At 55.3% G+C, this 21260-nt stretch carries 21 protein-coding genes; 11 read left to right on the forward strand and 10 right to left on the reverse strand.

Annotation, left to right across the window (positions count from 1 at the left end; genetic code table 11):
- Positions 1 to 29: 29 nt before the first annotated feature.
- The gene (locus JGF26_RS09515; protein WP_028017150.1) at positions 30 to 590 is read right to left on the reverse strand and encodes a fimbrial protein; all 561 of its coding nucleotides are present in this window, start codon (positions 588 to 590) and stop codon (positions 30 to 32) included.
- A gap of 331 nt (positions 591 to 921) precedes the next feature.
- Positions 922 to 1695, reverse strand: a complete 774-nt coding sequence (gene zupT, locus JGF26_RS09520) for a zinc transporter ZupT (RefSeq protein WP_028017151.1) — start codon at positions 1693 to 1695, stop codon at positions 922 to 924.
- Between the two features lie 196 nt (positions 1696 to 1891).
- On the opposite strand from zupT, the gene ygiD reads away from it, so the two are divergent.
- Complete coding sequence (gene ygiD / locus JGF26_RS09525; RefSeq protein WP_134707979.1) at positions 1892 to 2680, forward strand: 4,5-DOPA dioxygenase extradiol; 789 nt, start codon at positions 1892 to 1894, stop codon at positions 2678 to 2680.
- Between the two features lie 92 nt (positions 2681 to 2772).
- Here the strand turns inward: ygiD and JGF26_RS09530 are convergent, their stop codons facing one another.
- The 3 genes from JGF26_RS09530 to tolC all read right to left on the reverse strand — a co-directional run bounded on the left by JGF26_RS09530 (position 2773) and on the right by tolC (position 6241).
- Positions 2773 to 3933: a glutathionylspermidine synthase family protein gene (locus JGF26_RS09530; RefSeq protein ID WP_049005062.1), complete on the reverse strand. Its 1161-nt coding sequence runs from the start codon at positions 3931 to 3933 to the stop codon at positions 2773 to 2775.
- Positions 3934 to 3935: 2 nt separating this feature from the next.
- Positions 3936 to 4601, reverse strand: coding sequence for a DUF1190 family protein (locus tag JGF26_RS09535; protein ID WP_028017154.1), 666 nt, complete (start codon positions 4599 to 4601; stop codon positions 3936 to 3938).
- A 161-nt stretch (positions 4602 to 4762) separates the two neighbouring features.
- Positions 4763 to 6241, reverse strand: coding sequence for an outer membrane channel protein TolC (tolC, locus tag JGF26_RS09540; RefSeq protein ID WP_134707978.1), 1479 nt, complete (start codon positions 6239 to 6241; stop codon positions 4763 to 4765).
- Between the two features lie 204 nt (positions 6242 to 6445).
- Between tolC and nudF the strand changes: the two genes are divergently transcribed.
- Genes nudF through parE form a run of 5 tightly spaced genes read left to right on the forward strand, consistent with a single transcriptional unit; the run spans position 6446 to position 10854 of the window.
- Entirely contained in the window at positions 6446 to 7078 is a 633-nt protein-coding gene (gene nudF / locus JGF26_RS09545; protein ID WP_028017156.1) for an ADP-ribose diphosphatase, read from the forward strand.
- Positions 7075 to 7497 carry a DUF1249 family protein gene (locus JGF26_RS09550; RefSeq protein WP_014833293.1) on the forward strand — a complete coding sequence of 141 codons (423 nt, stop codon included), beginning with the start codon at positions 7075 to 7077 and terminating at the stop codon, positions 7495 to 7497. The genes nudF and JGF26_RS09550 overlap by 4 nt, the downstream gene beginning before the upstream one ends.
- Before the next feature lie 27 nt (positions 7498 to 7524).
- Positions 7525 to 8352, forward strand: coding sequence for a 3',5'-cyclic-AMP phosphodiesterase (gene cpdA, locus JGF26_RS09555; protein ID WP_108090476.1), 828 nt, complete (start codon positions 7525 to 7527; stop codon positions 8350 to 8352).
- Positions 8352 to 8933 carry an esterase YqiA gene (gene yqiA / locus JGF26_RS09560; RefSeq protein ID WP_028017158.1) on the forward strand — a complete coding sequence of 194 codons (582 nt, stop codon included), beginning with the start codon at positions 8352 to 8354 and terminating at the stop codon, positions 8931 to 8933. The genes cpdA and yqiA overlap by 1 nt, the downstream gene beginning before the upstream one ends.
- Before the next feature lie 28 nt (positions 8934 to 8961).
- Positions 8962 to 10854, forward strand: a complete 1893-nt coding sequence (parE, locus tag JGF26_RS09565; protein ID WP_049005057.1) for a DNA topoisomerase IV subunit B — start codon at positions 8962 to 8964, stop codon at positions 10852 to 10854.
- An 84-nt stretch (positions 10855 to 10938) separates the two neighbouring features.
- On the opposite strand, the gene JGF26_RS09570 is transcribed toward parE, so the two are convergent.
- The gene (locus JGF26_RS09570; RefSeq protein ID WP_134707977.1) at positions 10939 to 13080 is read right to left on the reverse strand and encodes a TonB-dependent siderophore receptor; all 2142 of its coding nucleotides are present in this window, start codon (positions 13078 to 13080) and stop codon (positions 10939 to 10941) included.
- Positions 13081 to 13465: 385 nt separating this feature from the next.
- Between JGF26_RS09570 and JGF26_RS09575 the strand changes: the two genes are divergently transcribed.
- Genes JGF26_RS09575 through JGF26_RS09595 form a run of 5 tightly spaced genes read left to right on the forward strand, consistent with a single transcriptional unit; the run spans position 13466 to position 18140 of the window.
- On the forward strand, positions 13466 to 14278 hold the full coding sequence (locus tag JGF26_RS09575) for an ABC transporter ATP-binding protein (RefSeq protein WP_129324665.1): 813 nt from the start codon (positions 13466 to 13468) through the stop codon (positions 14276 to 14278).
- Positions 14275 to 15258 (forward strand): iron ABC transporter permease, encoded by a 984-nt coding sequence (locus JGF26_RS09580; RefSeq protein WP_028017162.1) that lies wholly within the window; start codon positions 14275 to 14277, stop codon positions 15256 to 15258. Before JGF26_RS09575 ends, JGF26_RS09580 begins: the two co-directional genes overlap by 4 nt.
- Positions 15255 to 16295, forward strand: a complete 1041-nt coding sequence (locus tag JGF26_RS09585; RefSeq protein ID WP_128347233.1) for an iron ABC transporter permease — start codon at positions 15255 to 15257, stop codon at positions 16293 to 16295. The genes JGF26_RS09580 and JGF26_RS09585 overlap by 4 nt, the downstream gene beginning before the upstream one ends.
- Positions 16296 to 16305: 10 nt before the next feature.
- Positions 16306 to 17256, forward strand: coding sequence for an iron-siderophore ABC transporter substrate-binding protein (locus JGF26_RS09590; protein WP_134707976.1), 951 nt, complete (start codon positions 16306 to 16308; stop codon positions 17254 to 17256).
- Entirely contained in the window at positions 17253 to 18140 is an 888-nt protein-coding gene (locus JGF26_RS09595) for a MurR/RpiR family transcriptional regulator (protein ID WP_134707975.1), read from the forward strand. The genes JGF26_RS09590 and JGF26_RS09595 overlap by 4 nt, the downstream gene beginning before the upstream one ends.
- A gap of 45 nt (positions 18141 to 18185) precedes the next feature.
- On the opposite strand, the gene JGF26_RS09600 is transcribed toward JGF26_RS09595, so the two are convergent.
- The 4 genes from JGF26_RS09600 to qseB all read right to left on the reverse strand — a co-directional run bounded on the left by JGF26_RS09600 (position 18186) and on the right by qseB (position 21212).
- Positions 18186 to 18500, reverse strand: coding sequence for a putative quinol monooxygenase (locus JGF26_RS09600; RefSeq protein ID WP_128347235.1), 315 nt, complete (start codon positions 18498 to 18500; stop codon positions 18186 to 18188).
- 31 nt (positions 18501 to 18531) lie between these two features.
- Positions 18532 to 19113, reverse strand: a complete 582-nt coding sequence (locus JGF26_RS09605) for an NAD(P)H-dependent oxidoreductase (protein WP_023616895.1) — start codon at positions 19111 to 19113, stop codon at positions 18532 to 18534.
- Between the two features lie 105 nt (positions 19114 to 19218).
- The gene (qseC, locus tag JGF26_RS09610) at positions 19219 to 20556 is read right to left on the reverse strand and encodes a quorum sensing histidine kinase QseC (RefSeq protein ID WP_134707974.1); all 1338 of its coding nucleotides are present in this window, start codon (positions 20554 to 20556) and stop codon (positions 19219 to 19221) included.
- Positions 20553 to 21212 (reverse strand): quorum sensing response regulator transcription factor QseB, encoded by a 660-nt coding sequence (gene qseB / locus JGF26_RS09615; RefSeq protein ID WP_028017168.1) that lies wholly within the window; start codon positions 21210 to 21212, stop codon positions 20553 to 20555. The genes qseC and qseB overlap by 4 nt, the downstream gene beginning before the upstream one ends.
- Between the last annotated feature and the right edge of the window lie 48 nt (positions 21213 to 21260).

Genomic DNA, 21260 nt, shown 5'->3' on the forward strand with positions numbered 1-21260 from the left:
CAGTCGGTAGATAACGAGGTAAATTTGAATTATTTATACGCCAGCACATAGTTTGCGGTGGCTTCAACCTGACCCGGCGTTGCCGTTTTGCCGCTCAGTACTTCCATCTGCGCCTTAAAGTGCAGCGTCTGGGTGGCGGAGCCTGCCAGCAGGGTAACTTCACTGGCGCTACCCAGGGTGATGTTCGCTTCCGCATTATCCAGCAGGCGGACGCCCACGTTCTGCGCGCCGTTGGCATACGTGTTGGTCATCAGACTGGTATCCGTTGTATCCGTGGCGGAGCTGGTGAACGTGACGTCAACTTTGGTGATTGGGGTATCGGTTTCATCGCCTGGATCGTCCAGTTGGCAGTTTTCCAGGTTGATATCTACCGCCACGGGTGACGATTTTTTATTGGCATTAATAACGGCGGTCGTAATTTCACCCAAATCGACTTCTTTATCAACGCTGTCTGGTGCAATATTGCATGGTGCATCAATCACCACACCTTTGAATTTGATCTTACCGGAACCTTGTTCTGCAGCAAACGCCGACCCAGAAATAAGCGTGGCCATTGCCACGGCTAAAATTGCTTTTTTTCCTGTAAACATGAAAATATCCTTTTTCAGTTGAATTCATATCCTGAATATTAATCAGAATATTGCCAGGGAAGTATACCGATCTCCGACGGGGCAATGCGATTAACCAAGCTTAAAAATCATTGTAGATCTAATTAAAATATAAATACGGGTTATTGTAAGTGGATGAATTTCAAGAAGTGTAAATTATAATGCCGGATGCATTGTTTAGTGTTATTACGCACAATAATGTTCAATAAAAAACTTGATTTTTTTATAAGGAAGGATGCAGGACATATATTCCGTAAAAAGTTATTTCTTTAACAAATAATAGGCACCTCCGTTTCAGGAGGCGCCCGTCACGTCAGCCAATGCCTGCGGCCTGAAGTAAGACCAGACTTAACCCCATCACCGACATTCCGCACAGGACGCCATAGCTTGGGTTGTTGTTTGGATCGATCTCTTTTGCCAGCGGCATCAGCTCGTCAACCGACAGCGCAACCATAATCCCCGCAACCGCGGCCATAATGGCAGCCATGACTACCGGCGAAACCAGGCTACCGAGGATGAGCCAGGCCAGCACGCCGCCAAGAATTTCCGCCATGCCGGATATCCCGGCCCAGAAGATTGCCGTGCGCTTTGAGCTCGTGGCGGCATAGACCGGACCGGCCACCGCGAGTCCTTCAGGAATATTGTGCAACGCCACCGCCAGGGCGATGCCGAGGCCCATTTCCAGGTTACTGCTGGCGGTGACATACGTCGCCACGCCTTCCGGGAAGTTGTGCAGGCTTATGCCGAGCGTCAGCAAAATGGCGGTGCGCTTAATGTTACGCGGCGCGGGCGCTACGTTTTTTTGCATTAAGTCCTGAGGGTGCGCGTGGGGCAACATGCGATCGAGCGCGAAATATCCCAGCAGGCCAACGACAAACATGCCGTAGCCCAGCAGCGGAGACATACCTTCTGTTCCCAACGCGGCAGGCAGCATCTCCATCAGGGAGATGAGTAGCATGATCCCGGCTGCAAAGCCCAGTGAGAAGGCCAATACGCGATTAGAGGGTTTCTGACCAAGAACACCGAGGATCGCACCGATGAAGGTCGCAGCGCCCGCAAGTATCGTCAGGATCAAAGGTACTGACATTCATTACTCCTTTTGATAATGATTCTCATTAATATAAATGATTATTTGTCAGCAAAGCGAGCAGAGTGGCTCTGCTTTACATATTCCTTACATTCAAATTTCCTGATGATGATCTTCACGCTTATCAGCGTTCATCTTTGCCGGATTGCGCGTAATGTAGCACCATTAAATTGACACCTTCTGTAAGGATATCATCATGACTTCTTCCCGTATGCCAGCCCTGTTTTTAGGCCACGGCAGCCCAATGAACGTTCTGGAAGACAACGTCTATACCCGCGCATGGCGTAGCCTGGGCGAGACGCTGCCGCGTCCAAAAGCGATTGTGGTGGTATCCGCGCACTGGTTCACCCGGGGCACGGGCGTGACCGCCATGGAAGCGCCTAAGACCATTCATGATTTTGGCGGCTTCCCGCAGGCGCTGTATGACACGCACTATCCGGCCCCCGGCTCGCCTGAGCTGGCACAAAGGCTGGTGGAACTGCTGGCGCCTGTTCCGGTGGCGCTGGATAAAGAAGCCTGGGGTTTTGACCATGGCTCCTGGGGTGTACTGATTAAAATGTATCCTGATGCAGATATCCCGATGGTGCAGTTGAGCATCGACAGCACCAAACCGGCCGTCTGGCATCTGGAGATGGGTCGTAAGCTTGCATCCCTGCGTGATGAAGGCATCATGCTGGTGGCAAGCGGTAACGTGGTTCACAACCTGCGTACGGCACGCTGGCACGGCGAGAACACGCCCTATCCGTGGGCGACCTCTTTTAATGATTACGTCAAAGCGAATCTGACCTGGCAAGGCCCGGCTGAGGAGCATCCGTTAGTGAACTATCTGGATCACGAAGGCGGTTCGCTCTCTAACCCGACGCCGGAACACTTCCTGCCGCTATTGTACGTTCTTGGTGCGTGGGATGGTCAGGAGCCGGTTACGATCCCGGTCGACGGTATTGAGATGGGGAGCCTGAGTATGCTTTCGGTGCAGGTGGGGTAATAAAAGCAAAACGGCAACCTCAGGTTGCCGTTTTTAGTGTTTGCACCCTCTCCCTGTGGGAGAGGGGCTGGGTGAGGGCATCAGGCCGCGGTCTATTCAACAAAAATATGCGGATAGAATCGTGACAGATCCTGCGTGATCAGGGCGCGATCTTCGCGGATGCCAATCCCGGCAGGCTGATCGTTGATGAGCCAGCTGCCAATCAGCGTGTAGCTGTCGCCAAATTTCGGCAGTTGATAAAATTCCTGGACGATCATCCCTTCTTCGCCGTAAGGCCCTTCAACCGCTTCCAGCGTTTTGCCGTTTTCGATAATCGACACGTTCGCCCCTTCACGGGAGAAGATTGGCTTCACGACGTATTTCTCCATTTGCGGATAATCATCTTCCGCAAAATACGCAGGCAGCAGGTTAGGATGGTTCGGGAACATTTCCCACAGCAACGGCAGCAGGGCTTTGTTGGAGATAATGCTCTTCCATGCGGGTTCCAGCCAGCGTACGCCTGCATCTTCCAGCTTGGTGGAGAACATTTCGCGCAGCATATATTCCCACGGGTAGAGCTTGAACAGGTTGCTGATCACCTGATCCTGCAGGTCGGTAAACTGACCTTTCTCACCCAGGCCGATATCTTCGATATAGAGGAATTCGGTTGCCACTTCCGCTTCGGCGGCGCAGTCCTGCAGATACTGAACCGTCCCGCGATCTTCTTCCGTGTCGCGGCAACAGGCGAGGTGCAGCAGGTTGAAGCCAAATTGTTCGCGCAGCTCGGCAAAACGCTCTATCAGCTTTTCCTGCAGGCTGTTGAACTGATCGCTGCCTTCCGGCAGGTTTCCGGCATTGGCCTGGTCTTCCAGCCAGATCCACTGGAAGAACGCCGCTTCGTATAAAGAAGTGGGCGTGTCGGCGTTATTTTCAAGAAGCTTAGGTTCACCCACGCCGTCCCATGCCAGGTCAAGGCGAGAGTAAAGCGAAGGCTGATTCGTTTTCCACGACTGACGGACAAAGCTCCAGGTGTGCTTTGGAATGCGGAATTTTGCCATCAGCTCGTCGCTGTCGATGACTTTATCCACCACCTTGAGGCACATCTGGTGCAGCTCGGCCGTCACTTCTTCCAGTTTCTCAACCTGGGCGAGCGTGAGTTTGTAATAGGCATCTTCACACCAGTACGGCTCGCCGTACATGGTGTGGAAGTTAAAACCGTATTCGGTGGCTTTTTCGCGCCAGTCCGGGCGCTCGGTGATACTGACTCGCTCCATGATCAGCCGCCCATTGAGCGAGTAGAGGAGCCTGTCGCGCTACGCTGCATGCTGGTCTGCTTCGCTACGGATTCACCAAACCCGCCACGGGTGATGGTACTGGTGGTCGCAGGCTTCGGCGCCATCGCCGTTTTCGGGACGGTCACAGTGCGGCCTGGGGTTGCTGCGCCGTAGCCTTTGCCGCTGGCGTCGGTGTATTGACCATAAGCCGGGCTGGCCGGGTTTTTCGAGCTAAACAGCGGTTGCTGCTGATAACCCGCACCGCCACCCATCAGACGGCCCATCATATAACCTGCCATCAGCGGCATCCAGAAACTGCCGCTGGACTGCGCCTGTGCCTGATTTTCTGGCGCAGTGCCCGCCTGAGCAGGCGTCTGCTGGCACTGACCTTCACCGAACTCAGCCACACAGTCTGCGCGTGAAGCATATTTCGGTGCGGTACGTTCTGCTTCTTTCAGGGCGTTGTTATAAGCAGTCTTACATTCAGCGGCGTTACCGGTTGCCGTTGAGCAGTCTTCCGCATTTTGATACAGCGAAACCGTTTCATCGGTTTTCTCACAACCAGCCAGCATAAAGACAGCCGTAACTGCCAGCGCAACAGGGGTGAGGTGACGCGCGTTCCAGCTCTTGCGGAACGATGCGTGATTTATGGATTTTGTCCGTTTCATCTTTGTCTTCCAGGACCCAGTGGTAATAACGCTCAGGATAGAGGATGAGTGGTTGAAAATGAAGCGAAGAGGGGGGGAATCAGGGGGATCTTTACGTTGGCTTACGTTCGGGTGTGATTCAGATGCGCCCTCTCCCCGTGGGAGAGGGCCTGATGACAATCTTAGTTACGGAACGGGTTATTACCTTTGCTGGCGGACGTGGTCGTACGCGCGGCGGCAGGCTGTGCAGCAGGGGCGTTGCTGTTAGCGTTGAAGTTATCTACGGCGGCAACCTGATCAGGGTTCTCAGGTGCAACGCTGTCCGGCGACGTTGAGACCGGTTTGCCCAGTGCGCTGTTCAGCATCTGCAGGTCTTGCTCGTTCAGCGTACCCAGAGCCTGTTTGATGTTCAACTGGTTAATCAGGTACTGGTAACGTGCGCTGGAGAGCTGTTGTTTCGCGTTGTACAGCGTGGTGGTTGCGTCCAGCACGTCAACGATAGTACGTGTACCTACGGAGTAACCCGCTTCCATCGCATCCAGGGAGCTCTGTGCAGACACCACGGCTTGTTTATACGCGTTGATGCTGCTGATAGAGGCGTTCACGTTGTTGAAAGAAGAACGTACGGTCTGCACCACGTTGCGGTGAGCACTTTCCAGCTGCTCGCTCGCGCCAACAAAGTTGTACTGCGCCTGTTTCACCTGCGAGTTGACCTGGCCGCCCTGATACAGTGGCAGGGAGAAGTTCAGACCCACTTTGTTCTGACCCATATTGCTGTCGTCATACTGGGACGTATTGGTTTTAGAGCCGCTGTAGGTCGTATCTGAAATACCGGTAGATGCACTGAGGCTCAGGGTAGGCAGGTGGCCATCCTGTGCCTGACGAATCTGTTCGCGGGCCAGATCCTGGCTCAGACGCGCCTGCAGCAAGGTCAGGTTACGGTTTTCCGCTTCTTTCAACAGGGCGTTGACCGCCTGCGGTTTATCCGTTTTGAAGCTGTCCACGTTCAGAGACGCCAGCTCAGGGTAGTAATTCCCGGTGACCTGACGCAGTGATTCCAGCGCGTTGTCGAGGTTGTTACGCGCGGTCACTTCGTTGGCCAGTACGCTGTCGTACTGTGAACGGGCGTTCTGCACGTCAGTGATCGCAACCAGACCTACGTTGAAACGCTGTGTGGTTTGATCTAACTGGCGGTAAATGGCCTGTTTCTGCGCTTCGGTGTAGGAGAGCGAGTCAATCGCGCTCAGCACGTTGAAATAGGCTGTGGCGGTGTTCAGGATCAGCGTTTGCTGGTCAGTCTGATAGGTCACATCCTGGATGCCTGCGCTCTTTTCCTGCAGGGTCAGAGCGCGCCATTTGGACATATCAAACAGCGTTTGTGTCAATTGCAGTGAGGCGCTGGTAGCATTGGAGTTGACGCCGTTAGCGTCGCGGAAACCGTTGCTGTAGGTATAATCTGCACCTAAACCTAACTGTGGCAGCAATGGGCTACGCGCTTCGTTAATCTTTTCAAACGCAGCATCACGATCGGCCGCTGATTTACGTAAATCAGGGTTGCCCAGACGTGCCTGCTGATAGACCTGTAACAGGTTTTCCGCCTGGCTCATTGCACTGAAGCCCGTCAGGCTCAGGCCGATAAGGATGGGGAGCAATTTCTTCATTTGCATTCCTTGTTGTGAAGCAGTATTAGCGCTGATCTAATTAAAAAATAATTGCCGATTCTAACAGAATCTTCCATACCAAAAGGTTGGCGTTACGTGCCATCTGGCGGTAATTTGCACCAATCTAACATATAGCCTTGCAAACGGCAGCCAAACAGCCTTGAAATTCACAATTTCATCACCATTGCTACCAGGACTCGACTCATGCAGAAACCAGAAAAGTTGCCCGTGACATTCGCCAAAAACGATGTAGAAATTATTGCACGAGAAATGCTTTATAGCGGTTTTTTTTCGATGGAACTTTACCGTTTCAGGCATCGCCTGTTTAACGGTGAAATGAGCGGCGAAATCAGACGCGAAATTTTTGAGCGCGGGCATGCGGCAGTCTTGCTACCCTTTGACCCAGTGCGCGACGAAGTTGTGCTGGTGGAACAGATCCGAATTGCGGCTTACGACGTCAGCGAGAGCCCGTGGTTACTGGAGATGGTAGCCGGGATGATCGAAGAGGGCGAATCGGTCGAAGACGTTGCCCGCCGTGAGGCACTGGAAGAAGCAGGATTGGTGGTGGGACGTACAAAACCGGTGCTGAGCTATCTGGCAAGCCCGGGGGGCACCAGCGAGCGCCTTTCCATTATGGTAGGCGAAGTGGACGCCACGACGGCGGAAGGGATCCACGGTCTGGCAGATGAAAACGAAGATATTCGGGTTCATGTGGTGAGCCGGGAACAGGCTTATCAGTGGGTAGAAGAGGGGAAAATCGACAACGCAGCGTCTGTCATCGCCCTGCAATGGCTGCAACTGCATTATCAGACATTACGAAACGAGTGGAAAAAATGAAGCGTTATACACCTGACTTCCCAGAAATGATGCGCCTGTGCGAAACCAATTTCGCACAATTGCGCCGCCTGCTGCCGAAAAATGACGCACCCGGCGAAACGGTAAGCTATCAGGTGAGCAACGCGCAGTATCGGTTAACGATAACAGAATCAACGCGCTACACTACGCTGGTGGAGATTGAGCAAACGGCACCCAGTATTAGCTACTGGAGCCTGCCGTCGATGACGGTGCGCCTCTATCACGATGCAATGGTCGCTGAAGTGTGTTCAAGTCAGCAGATCTTTCGCTTCAAGGCACGGTATGATTACCCGAATAAAAAGTTGCATCAACGCGACGAAAAGCATCAAATTAACCAGTTTTTAGCTGACTGGCTAAGATATTGTTTAGCACATGGAGCAATGGCGATTCCGGTTTGTTAGCGTCATAAACCTACCTAAGGACACCATTTGGAAAGCCTGTTGAACCTGACTGTTGCTGGTGGGGCGCCAGTCAGGATATTACAAATCACCGATACCCACCTTTTTGCCGAAAAGCATGAAACTCTGCTGGGGGTCAACACCTGGGAGAGCTATCAGGCGGTACTTAGCGCCATTCACGCTGAAAATCGTGCATGCGATCTGATTGTCGCAACGGGCGATCTGGCGCAGGACCAATCCTCCGCGGCCTACCAGCATTTTGCTGAAGGCATCGCGAGCTTCAGTGTGCCTTGCGTCTGGCTACCTGGAAACCACGATTTCCAGCCGGCTATGTACAATGCCCTCCAGGATGCGGGTATTTCTCCGGCAAAATGTGTCTTTGCGGGTGAACAGTGGCAGATCCTGCTGCTGGATAGCCAGGTGTTTGGTGTCCCGCACGGTGAATTAAGCGAGTTCCAGCTCGACTGGCTGGAGACCAAACTGGCTGCTGAACCTGAACGTCATACGCTGTTATTACTTCATCATCACCCTCTGCCAGCGGGTTGCAGCTGGCTCGATCAGCACAGTCTGCGTAATTCTGCTGCGCTGGATCGCGTGCTGGCGAAATTCCCGCGTGTGAAGAATCTCCTGTGCGGACATATCCATCAGGAACAGGATCTCGACTGGAATGGTCGCCGTATGCTGGCGACGCCATCGACCTGCGTTCAGTTTAAGCCGCACTGTGCCAACTTTACGCTGGATACCATCGCACCAGGCTGGCGCTGGCTGGAACTGCATGCCGATGGTTCGCTGACCACGGAAGTCTGTCGTTTGACAGGCGCAAAATTCCGTCCGGACACCGCTTCAGAAGGCTATTGATGTCTACGCTCCTTTATCTACACGGATTCAACAGCTCGCCGCGCTCCGCAAAAGCGACACAGTTTCGCCAGTGGCTGAGCGAGCATCATCCCGATGTTGAGATGATTATCCCACAGCTGCCGCCTTACCCGGCGGAAGCCGCGGAGATGCTGGAATCTATTGTGCTTGAACACGGCGGCGAATCATTCGGTGTGGTCGGCTCATCGCTGGGCGGATACTACGCCACCTGGCTCTCGCAATGCTTTATGCTGCCCGCTGTTGTTGTTAACCCGGCGGTACGGCCATTTGAGCTGCTCCGTGACTTTCTTGGCGCAAACGAGAACCCCTACACCGGCCAGCAATATGTGCTAGAGTCACGCCATATTTACGATCTCAAAGTTATGCAGGTTGACCCGCTTGAAGCGCCGGATCTTATCTGGCTGCTGCAACAGACGGGTGATGAAGTGCTGGATTACCGCCAGGCAGTGGCGTATTACGCATCCTGCCGCCAGACTATAGAAGAGGGCGGAAACCATGCTTTCACGGGCTTTGAGAATCATTTCACCCAGATTGTCGATTTTCTTGGACTGCACAGCCACTGACAATCAATGCGAATTGCTAGTTTAAATCATGACGCAAACCTATAACGCTGATGCCATTGAGGTCCTCACCGGGCTTGAGCCGGTTCGCCGCCGCCCGGGGATGTACACCGATACGACGCGCCCAAACCACCTGGGCCAGGAAGTTATTGATAACAGTGTGGACGAAGCGCTGGCGGGCCATGCCAAACGCGTTGACGTCATCCTGCATGCCGATCAGTCGCTGGAAGTCATTGACGACGGACGCGGTATGCCGGTGGATATCCACCCGGAAGAGGGCGTACCGGCCGTTGAGCTGATCCTCTGCCGGCTGCATGCAGGCGGCAAGTTCTCCAACAAAAACTATCAGTTCTCTGGTGGTTTACACGGCGTGGGGATCTCTGTGGTTAACGCCCTGTCTAAGCGCGTGGAAGTAAACGTCCGCCGTGATGGTCAGGTCTACAACATCGCGTTTGAAAATGGTGAGAAGGTGCAGGATCTGCAGGTTGTCGGCACGTGTGGTAAACGCAACACCGGCACCAGCGTTCACTTCTGGCCTGACGAAAGCTTCTTCGACAGCCCGCGCTTCTCCGTTTCCCGCCTGACGCACCTGCTGAAAGCCAAAGCGGTGCTCTGCCCCGGCGTGGAAATCACCTTTAAAGACAACGTTAACAACACCGAGCAGAGCTGGCGCTATGAAGACGGTCTTAACGACTATCTGTGCGAAGCGGTAAACGGCCTGCCGACGCTGCCGGAAAAACCGTTCGTCGGCAATTTCACCGGCGATACCGAAGCGGTGGACTGGGCGCTGCTGTGGCTGCCGGAAGGCGGTGAGCTGCTGACCGAAAGCTACGTTAACCTGATCCCCACCATGCTCGGCGGTACGCACGTCAATGGCCTGCGCCAGGGGCTGCTGGACGCGATGCGCGAGTTCTGCGAATACCGTAACATTCTGCCGCGCGGCGTGAAGCTGTCGGCGGAAGATATCTGGGATCGCTGCGCCTACGTACTCTCTGTGAAAATGCAGGATCCGCAGTTTGCCGGTCAGACCAAAGAGCGCTTGTCGTCACGTCAGTGTGCGGCGTTTGTCTCCGGCGTGGTGAAAGATGCGTTTACCCTGTGGCTGAACCAGAACGTTCAGGCGGCAGAGATGCTGGCTGAAATGGCCATTTCCAGCGCCCAGCGTCGTCTGCGTGCGGCGAAGAAAGTGGTGCGTAAAAAACTGACCAGCGGCCCTGCGCTGCCGGGCAAGCTGGCGGACTGTACCGCGCAGGATCTCAACCGTACCGAACTGTTCCTCGTGGAAGGCGACTCGGCGGGTGGATCGGCCAAACAGGCGCGCGATCGTGAATACCAGGCGATCATGCCGCTCAAGGGTAAGATCCTGAACACCTGGGAGGTCTCTTCAGATGAAGTGCTGGCCTCGCAGGAAGTGCATGATATCTCGGTGGCGATCGGCATCGATCCTGACAGCGACGATCTGAGCCAGCTGCGCTACGGTAAGATCTGTATCCTTGCGGATGCGGACTCCGATGGTTTGCACATCGCTACGCTGCTGTGCGCACTGTTTGTGAAGCACTTCCGCACGCTGGTGAAAAACGGCCACGTTCACGTGGCGCTGCCGCCGCTGTACCGTATCGACCTCGGCAAAGAAGTGTATTACGCGCTGACGGAAGAAGAAAAAGCGGGCGTGCTGGAACAGCTGAAGCGCAAGAAGGGCAAACCGAACGTTCAGCGCTTTAAAGGGCTGGGCGAGATGAACCCGATGCAGCTGCGCGAAACGACGCTGGATCCGAATACCCGCCGTCTGGTGCAGCTGACCATCAGCGATGAAGACGAACAGCAAACCAACGCCATGATGGATATGCTGCTTGCCAAGAAACGTTCGGAAGACCGACGCAACTGGCTGCAGGAGAAAGGCGATATGGCGGATATTGAGGCCTGATGCCCTCACCCTGACCCTCTCCCACCGGGAGAGGGAATTGGATCGTAGGCCCGGTAAGCGTTAGCGCCACCGGGCTTTTTTACATCAAAACTCCATCTTCACCGTAAACTGCACTTCGCGCGGATCACCAATCTGGTTGCCCAGGTTGTTGGTCGCAATGGACGATGTGTAGTAGGTCTTATCAAACAGGTTTTTCACGTTCACCTGCAACGTCACCGGATATTGAAACTTCATCTTATACGCCGCAAACGCATCCGCCACGAAATAGCCCGGCAGATAATAATCCGCACCGTTGGTTGCTGAGCGACGGCTCACGCCGTGTCCTCCTCCGCCGATCGTCAGGGTATTTCCGCCGATCACGTTATGAATATCGTACGTCAGGAACAGTGAGCCGGTATGGCGCGGCACGTTTGGCAGCGGCTTGCCTGCATAGTCCGGATCTTCCAGAACTTTTGCGTCGGTATAGCCGTAGCTGGCAATAATATTGGTGTTTTCCGTCAGAGACCCTGCCAGATCCACCTCTACACCCTGCGAACGCACGCGGCCGGCGGTTTTTGCGACGGTTTCTCCCGCGATGCTTTCGGTGTACAACACGTTGCGTTTGTGAATATCAAACAGTGCGATATTGGCAGTAATACCGTCAAACAGGTCAAACTTAGCGCCAATTTCATACGCATTTGATGTTTCTGGCGGCAGATCGCCGATGTAGCTCGCAATGGACGATTGCGGCATAAACGTCTGGGAATAGTTGGCAAACAGCGAGACCGCTGGCGTGAGTTTGTAAACCAGCCCCAGCTTCGGTGTCCACTGGTCGTCGCGGCTGTCGGTATTGACGTTGAACGGGCGACCTTTACCGGCGTACTGTGTGTAATACTGATAGCGTAATCCGGCGACGGCGATCCATTTATCGGTCAGGTACAGCGCGTCCTGAGCGTAGGCGGAGTAGCTCTCTTGCTTGATGGTCTGGTCGCTGTCTGACGCTGAGACAGTGGTGCACTTGCTAAGGTTGCCATACGTCGGGTTATAGATATTGAAATCTTTGACGTTTTTACAGCGGATCATATCCGTACGCAGCAGATCGTAATTCTCATACGATACGCCGGTCAGGATCTCGTTGTAGAAGCCAGCGATGTCCACATTCCCCTGCAGATCCGCACGTGTCGTATGCATCCGCTGGGTCGAGCCTTGCGTCGCATCTACGCGGCGGGTCAGGTTGCCAGTTTTTGAATCGTAGGCCATTACGCGGGCCTGGTTATCGCTGTATTTATCCTGGCTAAAGCTGTAGTCGAACTTTGCGGTCCACTGGCTGTTCAGGCGATATTCTGCGTTGAGCTGCGCCAGGTCTGACTGACCATCGGTGATGTTAAACGGTTCGTCAAAACGCGTTTTGCGATCAACGTTTACCGGCTGTTTGGTGTTGAGATCGAAGATCGTTCCGCGATCGAATGGTGTCTTATAGTCGCGATGCGAATAGAGCACGGTCACGGTGGCATCATCGCCAAACCAGGTCAGCGACGGTGCGATAAAGGTGCTGCGCTCGTTGCCAAAATTGCGCCAGTAATCTTCGTCCTGATACTCACCCGTAAGACGATACGCCAGACGCGTGCCTTCAATTGGGCCGGTAACATCAACCTGGCCGGTACCGCCGCCAAAGCTGGAAGAAGTGGCAGAAAGTGAGCCGCCGAAGGTCTTCTCCGGGCGTTTAGTGACGACGTTAATCAAACCGCCAGGATCGAGAATGCCATACAGCGTTGAGGCCGGGCCTTTAAGCACTTCCACGCGCTCGGTTGCGGCATTAAAACTGCGCGGCAGGACGGTGCGCAGACCGTTGGTCATGATTGACCCGTCGCGGTTCGCGCCAAACCCACGACGAACAAATGCATCCTGCGTACCGCCCAGAGTATTGGTTTGCACCACGTTGCTGACGTTATAGAGCGCTTCATCCAGCGTAGTGGCGTGCTGATCTTCCAGCACCTTATCGCTGACGGTATTGACCACCTGCGGGATATCCAGCATTGGCATGTTGGTCAGTGTCGCGGTGGAGGTATTCAACGGCTGATAGCCATTTGTAGCATCTGCCGTGGCATTCGGACTGGCGATGACGGTAAGCGTTTCGCCGTCTTTAGCCGTTGTGTTGTCCGCTGCCTGTACCAACGGCGCCATAAACAGCATTGAAAAGAGCGCGCGCCCTTTTGCCCCAGAGAGAGAAGGTGTGTACGTAGCCATTACATCTGTTTTCCCGAAATATCCCGCACATGAATGTTTGCGGAAGAATGTGTGAGTCATTGCCCTTAATGGTCTATCCGTTAGCCTTTTCAGGCATCGAACATGTAATTGAGAATCATTCAATCATGTGAGGATGTAGTAGTAAATGGAAAAAAACAAAAATCGACTACAGCCGAAAATTACACGTAAAAACGAAACGAAATTGCATTTAACATGATGAAATTAATGTCTTTATTAGGTGTGGTAGTTTCGATTAATTTCCTGCTTATCCCTGTTTTTATCAGGGTGTTTCTTCTCTTGACTACTACATGGTGCAGCGTCAAACTTCTCAAAAGAGAATGAGTTTTATTTTTATTTGTTAGTTTTTCATTACGTTGGCGTTCACGTGACTTACAACACGAAAAAATCGGGACTGGTTCTGGAGAACCTCTCTGCGGGTTATCAGAAAAAAATCATCGTTGATGATATCTCCCTTGCGATCCCTCAGCAGAAAATGACGGTGCTGGTAGGGGCGAACGGCTGTGGAAAGTCCACACTGTTGAGCACTATCGCGCGACTGCTGCAGCCGCTCGGGGGCACCGCGCTGCTGGACGGTAAAGCCATTCATGAGCAGCCGACCAAAACGGTTGCCCGTCAGTTGGGTATCCTTCCTCAGTCTCCGCTGCTGCCGGAAGGGTTAACCGTCTTTGAACTGGTTTCTCGCGGGCGCTTTCCCTGGCAAAATTTTATGCGCCAGTGGAGCGACGAGGACGAACGGGCTGTTGAAGAGGCGCTTCACCTGACGGGGACGGCGGAGTTTGCGCATCTGTCGGTCGAAAGCTTGTCCGGCGGCCAGCGCCAGCGCTGCTGGATCGCCATGGCCCTGGCGCAGCAAACGCCGTATATCCTGCTGGATGAACCGACAACCTTTCTCGATCTCCGCTATCAGGTGGAGATCCTGGAATTGCTGCATACGCTGACCCGCCAGCACGGACGCACCGTCGTGGTGGTGCTGCACGATCTTAACTTCGCGGTGAACTACGGTGATTCACTGATCTTTTTACGTCAGGGGAAAGTTGAAGGCGTATTGCATGAGGGCGATGCCTGCACGCCGGAACTGATCAAAGCGGTGTTTGATGTCGACGTGCATATGTCGGTTAACCCGTTAACCGGCAAACCGTTTTTTATGCCGTTTCGTCAGGTCACTGAAAAACCATGATACGCACGACGCTGGCTTTTATTCTCTTTGCGTTACTGCTGATGATGGGGGCGATCGCCCACCTGGGTATCGGCGCGCGCGTTATTCCTCCGCTGACGGTGGTCCAGGCGTTTTTTGATTTTAATCCCCATAATTTCGATCATAACGTCATTATCAAATTAAGACTGCTGCGCCTCAGCGCCGCGATGGTGACAGGCGCCGCGCTCGGCGTGGCGGGCGTCCTGCTGCAGTCCGTGATCCGCAACCCGCTCGGTGAACCGCATATTCTGGGGCTGAATGCCGGGGCGGCGCTGGCGGTGGTGCTGACGAGTGCGCTCGGGATGACGCTGCCGTTTGGTCGCCCGCTCGTTGCCGCCGCCGGTGCCGCCGCGCTGTTTTTGCTGGTGCTGATGTTCTCCTCGTCTGGCCGCACCGGGCTCACACCCATGAAAGTGACGCTGTGTGGCGTGGCACTGTCGGCATTTGCCTCATCAGTGACTGCCGCAGTCCTGATTCTGGATGAACAGACCCTGCTCGCCCTGCGAACCTGGCTGGCGGGGGATTTAGCGGGGGTAAAACAAGAAACGCTCCGGAGTGCCCTGTGGGCTGCTGCTGCCGGTTTTGTTCTCGCTATCGGAGTGTCGCCGTCGCTCAATATGCTGGCTCTGGGCGACCGGATGGCGCAGGGGCTTGGCGTATCGCTGCTGAAAACTCGCCTGCTCGCCCTGCTGGCCATCGCGCTGCTCTGCGGTGCGGCCGTCTCTATCGCCGGGCCGATTGGCTTTATCGGCCTGGTCGTGCCGCAGCTTATTCGCCGTCTGGTGTCGGTCGATTTACGTGTGATGGTGCCGCTGTCTGCCCTGTGTGGCGCGCTGGTTCTGCTGCTGGCAGATATTGCCGCCCGTACATTGTTTACGCCCTGGGAGCTGGCAACCGGCATCATGACAGCCCTGGTTGGCGCACCAGTCTTCATTTTCATGGCGTCGAGGATGTTCAAATGAACCGGGCCGGACTCCGCGCGATCCGTATTGGTCGCCTGTCGGCATTGGTTCGCCCGAAGACGCTGGCATGTCTGGCGTTTTTAGCACTGGTGGCATTAAGTCTGCTGGGCTTTGGTCTGACGCACGGTTCGTTGCCCATTCCCACCTCCGCTATTGCCCGCGCGCTGTTTTCTCCTGAAGGTCTGACAGCAGAGGCGCACTATATCGTGATGGATATTCGTCTGCCGCGCCTGCTGATGGCGATACTGTGCGGCGCAATGCTCGGTATGGCCGGGGCGGCCATGCAGTCCATCACCCGCAATGGCCTGGCCGATCCCGGTCTTATCGGCGTGAAAGAGGGCTGCAGTGCGGCAGTGCTGGTGCTGATCTTTCAGTTCCCGGCGTTGAGCCTGGCCTGGCGTCCGCTGGCAGGAATGGCCGGGGGACTACTCACTGCGATGCTGGTGATCTTGCTGGCGCGTGATATTTCGCGCCCGCGATTCATCCTGATTGGCATCGGCGTGTCATGGGCCTTTGCTGCTGCAATGGGCGTCTTTATGACCACCGCCGACGTGCGTGACGTGCAGACGGCAATGCTCTGGCTGGCAGGAAGCCTGCATGCGGCAAACTGGACGCTGGTGGGCCTGGCTGCACTCTGGACGCTTCCCGCGTTTGCGTTGTTACTGTTTACCGCGCGTGCCGCCGATGTTGCGTTACTCGGTAATCAGGCCGCAACAGGCCTGGGCGTGCGTACAACCCGACTGGCGCTGCTGCGCGTTCTCGCCCCGGTGGTGCTGACGGCGGCCTGCGTCTCCTGCGTAGGCAGTATTGGTTTCGTGGGACTCATTGCCCCGCATATGGCACGTCTGCTGCTGCGTGGTGGGCAAACCGCGCTCCTGACGGGAAGTGCTGTGCTGGGTGCGCTGCTGGTGCTGCTGGCGGATAACGTTGGCCGTCTGGCATTTCTCCCGCTGCAACTGCCAGCGGGAATTGTGATTTCATTGATTGGCGGACCATTTTTCCTGCTGTTGCTCTGGCAGCGTCGGGACAGATTTTAGGGGACTGAGGATGCGCGTACTTTTTTCGATGTTGTTGCTGGTCGGGTTTGCGGTGAGCGCGGCAGAACCGACTCAGACATTTACCGATGATTTGGGGCGCAAGGTTGTTGTACCGGTTCATCCGAAACGGATTGTCTCGCTGCATGACCTGGATATCACCATCCCGCTCATTGAGCTTGGCGTACCGCCGGTAGCCAGCCACGGCCGTACGCGACCGGACGGCAGCCATTTTCTGCGTTCCAGCGGCATGCTAACGGGCGTCGATTTCGATAATTCCGACATCAAGTTTATCGGCACTGCGGATATCGACATTGAGGCCATCGCCGCTGCAAAACCGGATCTGATTATCACTGAGCCGACCCGCAACACGCCGGTGGAACAGCTGCAAAAAATTGCCCCGACGGTGAGCATCGATCATCTCGACGGCGGTGCGCCGGAAATCTACCGCAAGCTGGCGCAACTTACCGGCACGCAGGCGCGACTGAAGATCCTGGAGCGCCGCTATAAGGAACAAATCAACGCGCTGAAAGCGACGGTGGATACCCGTAAAATTAGCGTATCAGTGATTCAGGCGAATCAGGGAAAGATTAACGCCATGCACAGCTACCACTCGTTGGGGCGTGTACTGCGTGATGCCGGGTTCACCTTCCCGCCGCTAATTGAGGCCATCCCGGAAGGGGGACGGATTGACGTCAGCGCCGAGCGCCTGCCGGAGCTGGATGCTGATTTCGTCTTCGCCACCTGGCGTGGGGATACGGGCGGTAAACCGCAGGACGAGCTGGCAGCGATGGAGGCGGTAATGCCTGGCTGGTGTCAGTTCCTGAACGCCTGCCGAACCGGACACTACGTGCTGATCTCACGTGAAGAGGCCATCTCGAATTCCTTCGCGTCTTTAGGGCTGATGGCCGCGCAGGTGCAATCGCAGATCGCCGGGCGACCAATGCCGGAGGCATCACGGTGATCCGCAAAGAGAAAGGGCGCGTGGATGTCTACGGTGACCGCTTTCGTTCGCGTGCGCATCAGTTGACGCCGCGCGTGCTGCAGGTTGCAAGCTATATCAATGAGAACCGCGAAGCGGTGATGGAACAGACCGCAATGGAGATCGCGGCGCAGTTGAAAACCTCGGATGCCACCGTCGTTCGCGCCATTCAGGCGCTGGGGTTCGCCGGGCTGCGCGATCTCAAACAGACGCTGGAGCAGTGGTTTGGCCCAGTGGTCAGCTCCAGCGAAAAGATGTCTACCACGGTGAATACACTGACCAGCGACGTCAACGCGAGCATTGATTTTGTGCTGGAGGGACATCAGCACACCCTGGACGTGTTATCCGAACCCCACAACCGCTATGCGATGGCTCAGGCGGTCTCACTGCTGGCACAGGCGAGGCAGGTCGCGATTTTTGGTATCGGCGCCTCGGGTATTCTGGCCGAGTACACCGCCAGGTTGTTCAGCCGTATGGGATTACCCGCCACACCGCTTAACCGCACAGGAATAGGGCTTGCCGAACAGCTCATTGCCCTTCAGCGCGGTGACGTGCTGGTGATGATGGCCCAGAAATCCGCGCACCGGGAGGGTCAAACCACGCTGCGTGAAGCAAAACGTCTCGGTATCCCGACTATCCTGCTGACCAACGCCCTGGACTCGCGTTTCAGTAAAGAGGCCAGCGTGGTGATCCACGTCCCGCGCGGCGGCGAAAAGGGCAAAATCCCACTTCATGGTACGGTGCTGTTGTGTCTGGAGATGATTATTGTGTCCGTTGCCTCCACCGAGCCGCAGCGCACCATCAAATCAATGAAGCGGATCAACGAGTTTCATCGGGGATTAAAACCGGGGAAGAAAAGCAGCTAAAAACAAAGCCCGGTGGCGCTAGCGCTTACCGGGCCTGGGGGAAACTTAAACCCCTTGCTCCAGAATACGGATGTGGGTTTCCAGCACGTCACCCTTCACCGCGTCGCTCCACGCTTTCATGTGCGGGGTCTGCAGGTGCGCTTCAAGATGCGTGACGGTTTCCCACTGCTCAACCATGATGATCGAGTCCGGCGCGGTGGCCTGGAAGCTGGCGTCAGTGGAGGCATCCACCATTGGCGCGTAGCCATGGCAGCCTTCTTCTTTCAGTACGGTCGGGATAATTTTCGCGAACTGATCCAGCACCGCCTGACGGTGATGTTGACCTGGACGAGTACGGATTTCTGCGATAACGGTAAGCATGTTTACTACTCCTTTAATTCCAGGCTACCAGTTAAGCAAAAATTTCCGCGAGATGCTTGCGATATTCTGCGATATAGCGTGGAACATCAGGCATTTTAATCACGTCGTTGACGATAAAGGTTGGCAGCGGATCCATCCCCAGGAACTGGTTAGCCTTATGGAACGGCAGGTATGCGCCGTCAACGCCTACGCCTTCGAAGAACTGATCTTTCTCGGTGAAGGCTTCCAGCGGGGCGTTCCAGGTCAGTGACAGCATATATTTTTTGCCCTGAATCAGACCGCCTGAACCGTATTTTTTGGACGCGTCAGAGCGGGTGCGGCCATCGCTGGCATACAGAGAGCCGTGACCTTCAGTGAACACGTCATCCATGTATTTTTTCACGGTCCACGGCGCGCCCATCCACCAGCCCGGCATCTGCCAGATCACCACGTCAGCCCACAGGAAGTTCTGCACTTCGGCTTTCACGTCATAGTTGCTGTCTGCACGCACGACCTTAACATCATGCCCGGCGTCGCGCAGGAAACCGTCCGCGACCTCGGTCAGGGTGTCATTCAACTGGCCTTTAGAGTGCGCAAATTCTTTTGCACCGTTAATAATCAGAATGTTGCTCATTATTTGTCCTCGATGATGAGAGTATGGCGGGTATTCTACGCGCGAGGACGGAGCGGAAAAATGAGCAAAATGTGCAAAGTCTTTTGCGCTAAATGCAATAATCCCTTACCAGCTGACCTTCACTTCAAAACCGCCTTCCGCCGCATTGCTTAATGAAACACGCATACCGTGCAGGGAGGCGATGCGCTTCACAATGGATAATCCGAGCCCGCTGCCCATGGCATCCTGACCCGGTGGTCGATAAAATCGCTCGCCGAGGCGCGCCAGCGCATCAGGCGAAATACCAGGGCCGTTGTCGCGTACGGTAAAGCTTCGGGTGTCCAGCGTCACGTCCACCACGCTGCCTCGCGGGCTATAACGAATGGCGTTATCCAGCAGGTTGCGAACAAGCAGGCTCAGGAGCAGTTGCTGACCCGTGCGTGTAACCTCTGGCGCATTGATGTTCAGCCGGATATCAATGCCTGCCTGTTGAGCGGGATGCCAGATATCCAGCACGGCCGACTGCAGTAAATCGGCAAGGGTAATCGGTTCGACATCGTCAAGATTATCCAGTGAATCCAGACGCGACAGCGTAAGAAGTTGATCCACCAGCCGGGATGCTCGGTCAATACCCGCATGCAGTTGTGTCAGCGCTTTTGCCTGCGCCTGCGGATCGTCCGAGGAGAGCTGTGCCACGTCAGTTTGCACTTTCAGGGCCGCCAGCGGACTGCGTAATTCGTGGGCTGCATCGGAGGTAAAGCGGCGCTCGCGGGTCATCATCTCCTGGGTGCGGGCGAACAGATGATTCAGCGAGTCGAGCAGGGGGCGCACTTCCGTGGGGACACCCTGAACCGTCAGCGGTTCGGTGGCATCTGGCGAGCGGGAGCGCAGGGTCTGCGCCAGTTTTTTCAGCGGCCTGAGTTCACGGCTTAACAGAAGGATTAGCAACAACAGCATCACGGGGAGTGCCACCAGCCACGGCGTAAGCTGCGAACTGACTATATCCAGCGCCATATCCTGCCGGTACTCCCACTCCTGGCCGATCACCACGCGGTACTTTCCGTCGGGGGAGGTCAGCCATAAAAAACGCCACTCGTCGTTGTCGCCCTGTAGCTGCCCGTTATCAAACCCGTCGCGGCGATAGTGGTACGGAATATCGCGCCCGTTTTCCCCGTCGTTCAGGAGCATTTTGCCGTCGACGGCGTAAATGGCGAAAGCCAGCGCGTCGTCATCCAGACGACCATGCTTCACTTTTTTGGGGATCTCGCGCATGCGCTCGGGGGCACGGATCTCATCAAGATCCATTGTCAGCAGCCGTTTGGCAAATAGCATTTGCTGGGTATCAAACAGCTTATCGAGCTTATGTGTCGTCTGCTGCCAGGCGACCAGGCTGGCGGCAAACCAGGCCGTCAGAGAGAGCAGCAGGAAGAGAAGCGTCAGGCGAAGTTTCAGGCTCAGTTTCATGCGTCACCCAGGGTATAGCCGATGCCATGCACGGTGCGGATAAACTCGCTGCCAAGTTTACGGCGCAGATGATGGACGTGAACCTCGATGGCATTGCTGGAGACCTCATCGTCCCAGGTATACAGTTTTTCTTCGATCAGCTTACGCGGCAACACCCGGCCTGCATTACGCATCAGCAGCTCAAGCAGCGCGAATTCTTTGGGTTTGAGCGTCAGCGTTTCGCCGTCCAGCGTGGCGATGAGACGGGTCGGATCGAGCGTGACGTTGCCGTGGCGAAGCTCGCTGCGTGCCTGTCCATGGCTGCGGCGGACCAGTGCTTCGAGACGGGCGCCGACCTCGATCAGGGCGAACGGCTTACAAAGGTAATCATCCGCGCCCAGACGCAGCCCTTCAACACGCTGGTTCAGTGCATCCCGCGCGGTCAGGATCAGCACCGGTTCGCTGCGCCCGCTTTCGCGCCAGCCACGCAGGATCTCCAGCCCGTCAATTTCCGGTAACGTCAGATCCAGCACCACGGCATCATACGGCGCGCTATACAGTGCTGCCTGACCCGTTTTTCCGTCGGTAAACCAGTCCACGCTAAAGCCCATTTTGCCTAAACCCGCTTTGATGCCATCGCCGATTAACCTGTCATCTTCTACCAGTAAAATGCGCATGCTCCCTCCTTGATGTCGTCAGTAAACCCTCTGTAAGCGCCTGCTGTA

Origin of the sequence: Enterobacter sp. E1 (genome assembly GCF_016809815.1) — a bacterium.
Classification (GTDB): Bacteria; Pseudomonadota; Gammaproteobacteria; order Enterobacterales; family Enterobacteriaceae; genus Enterobacter; species Enterobacter adelaidei.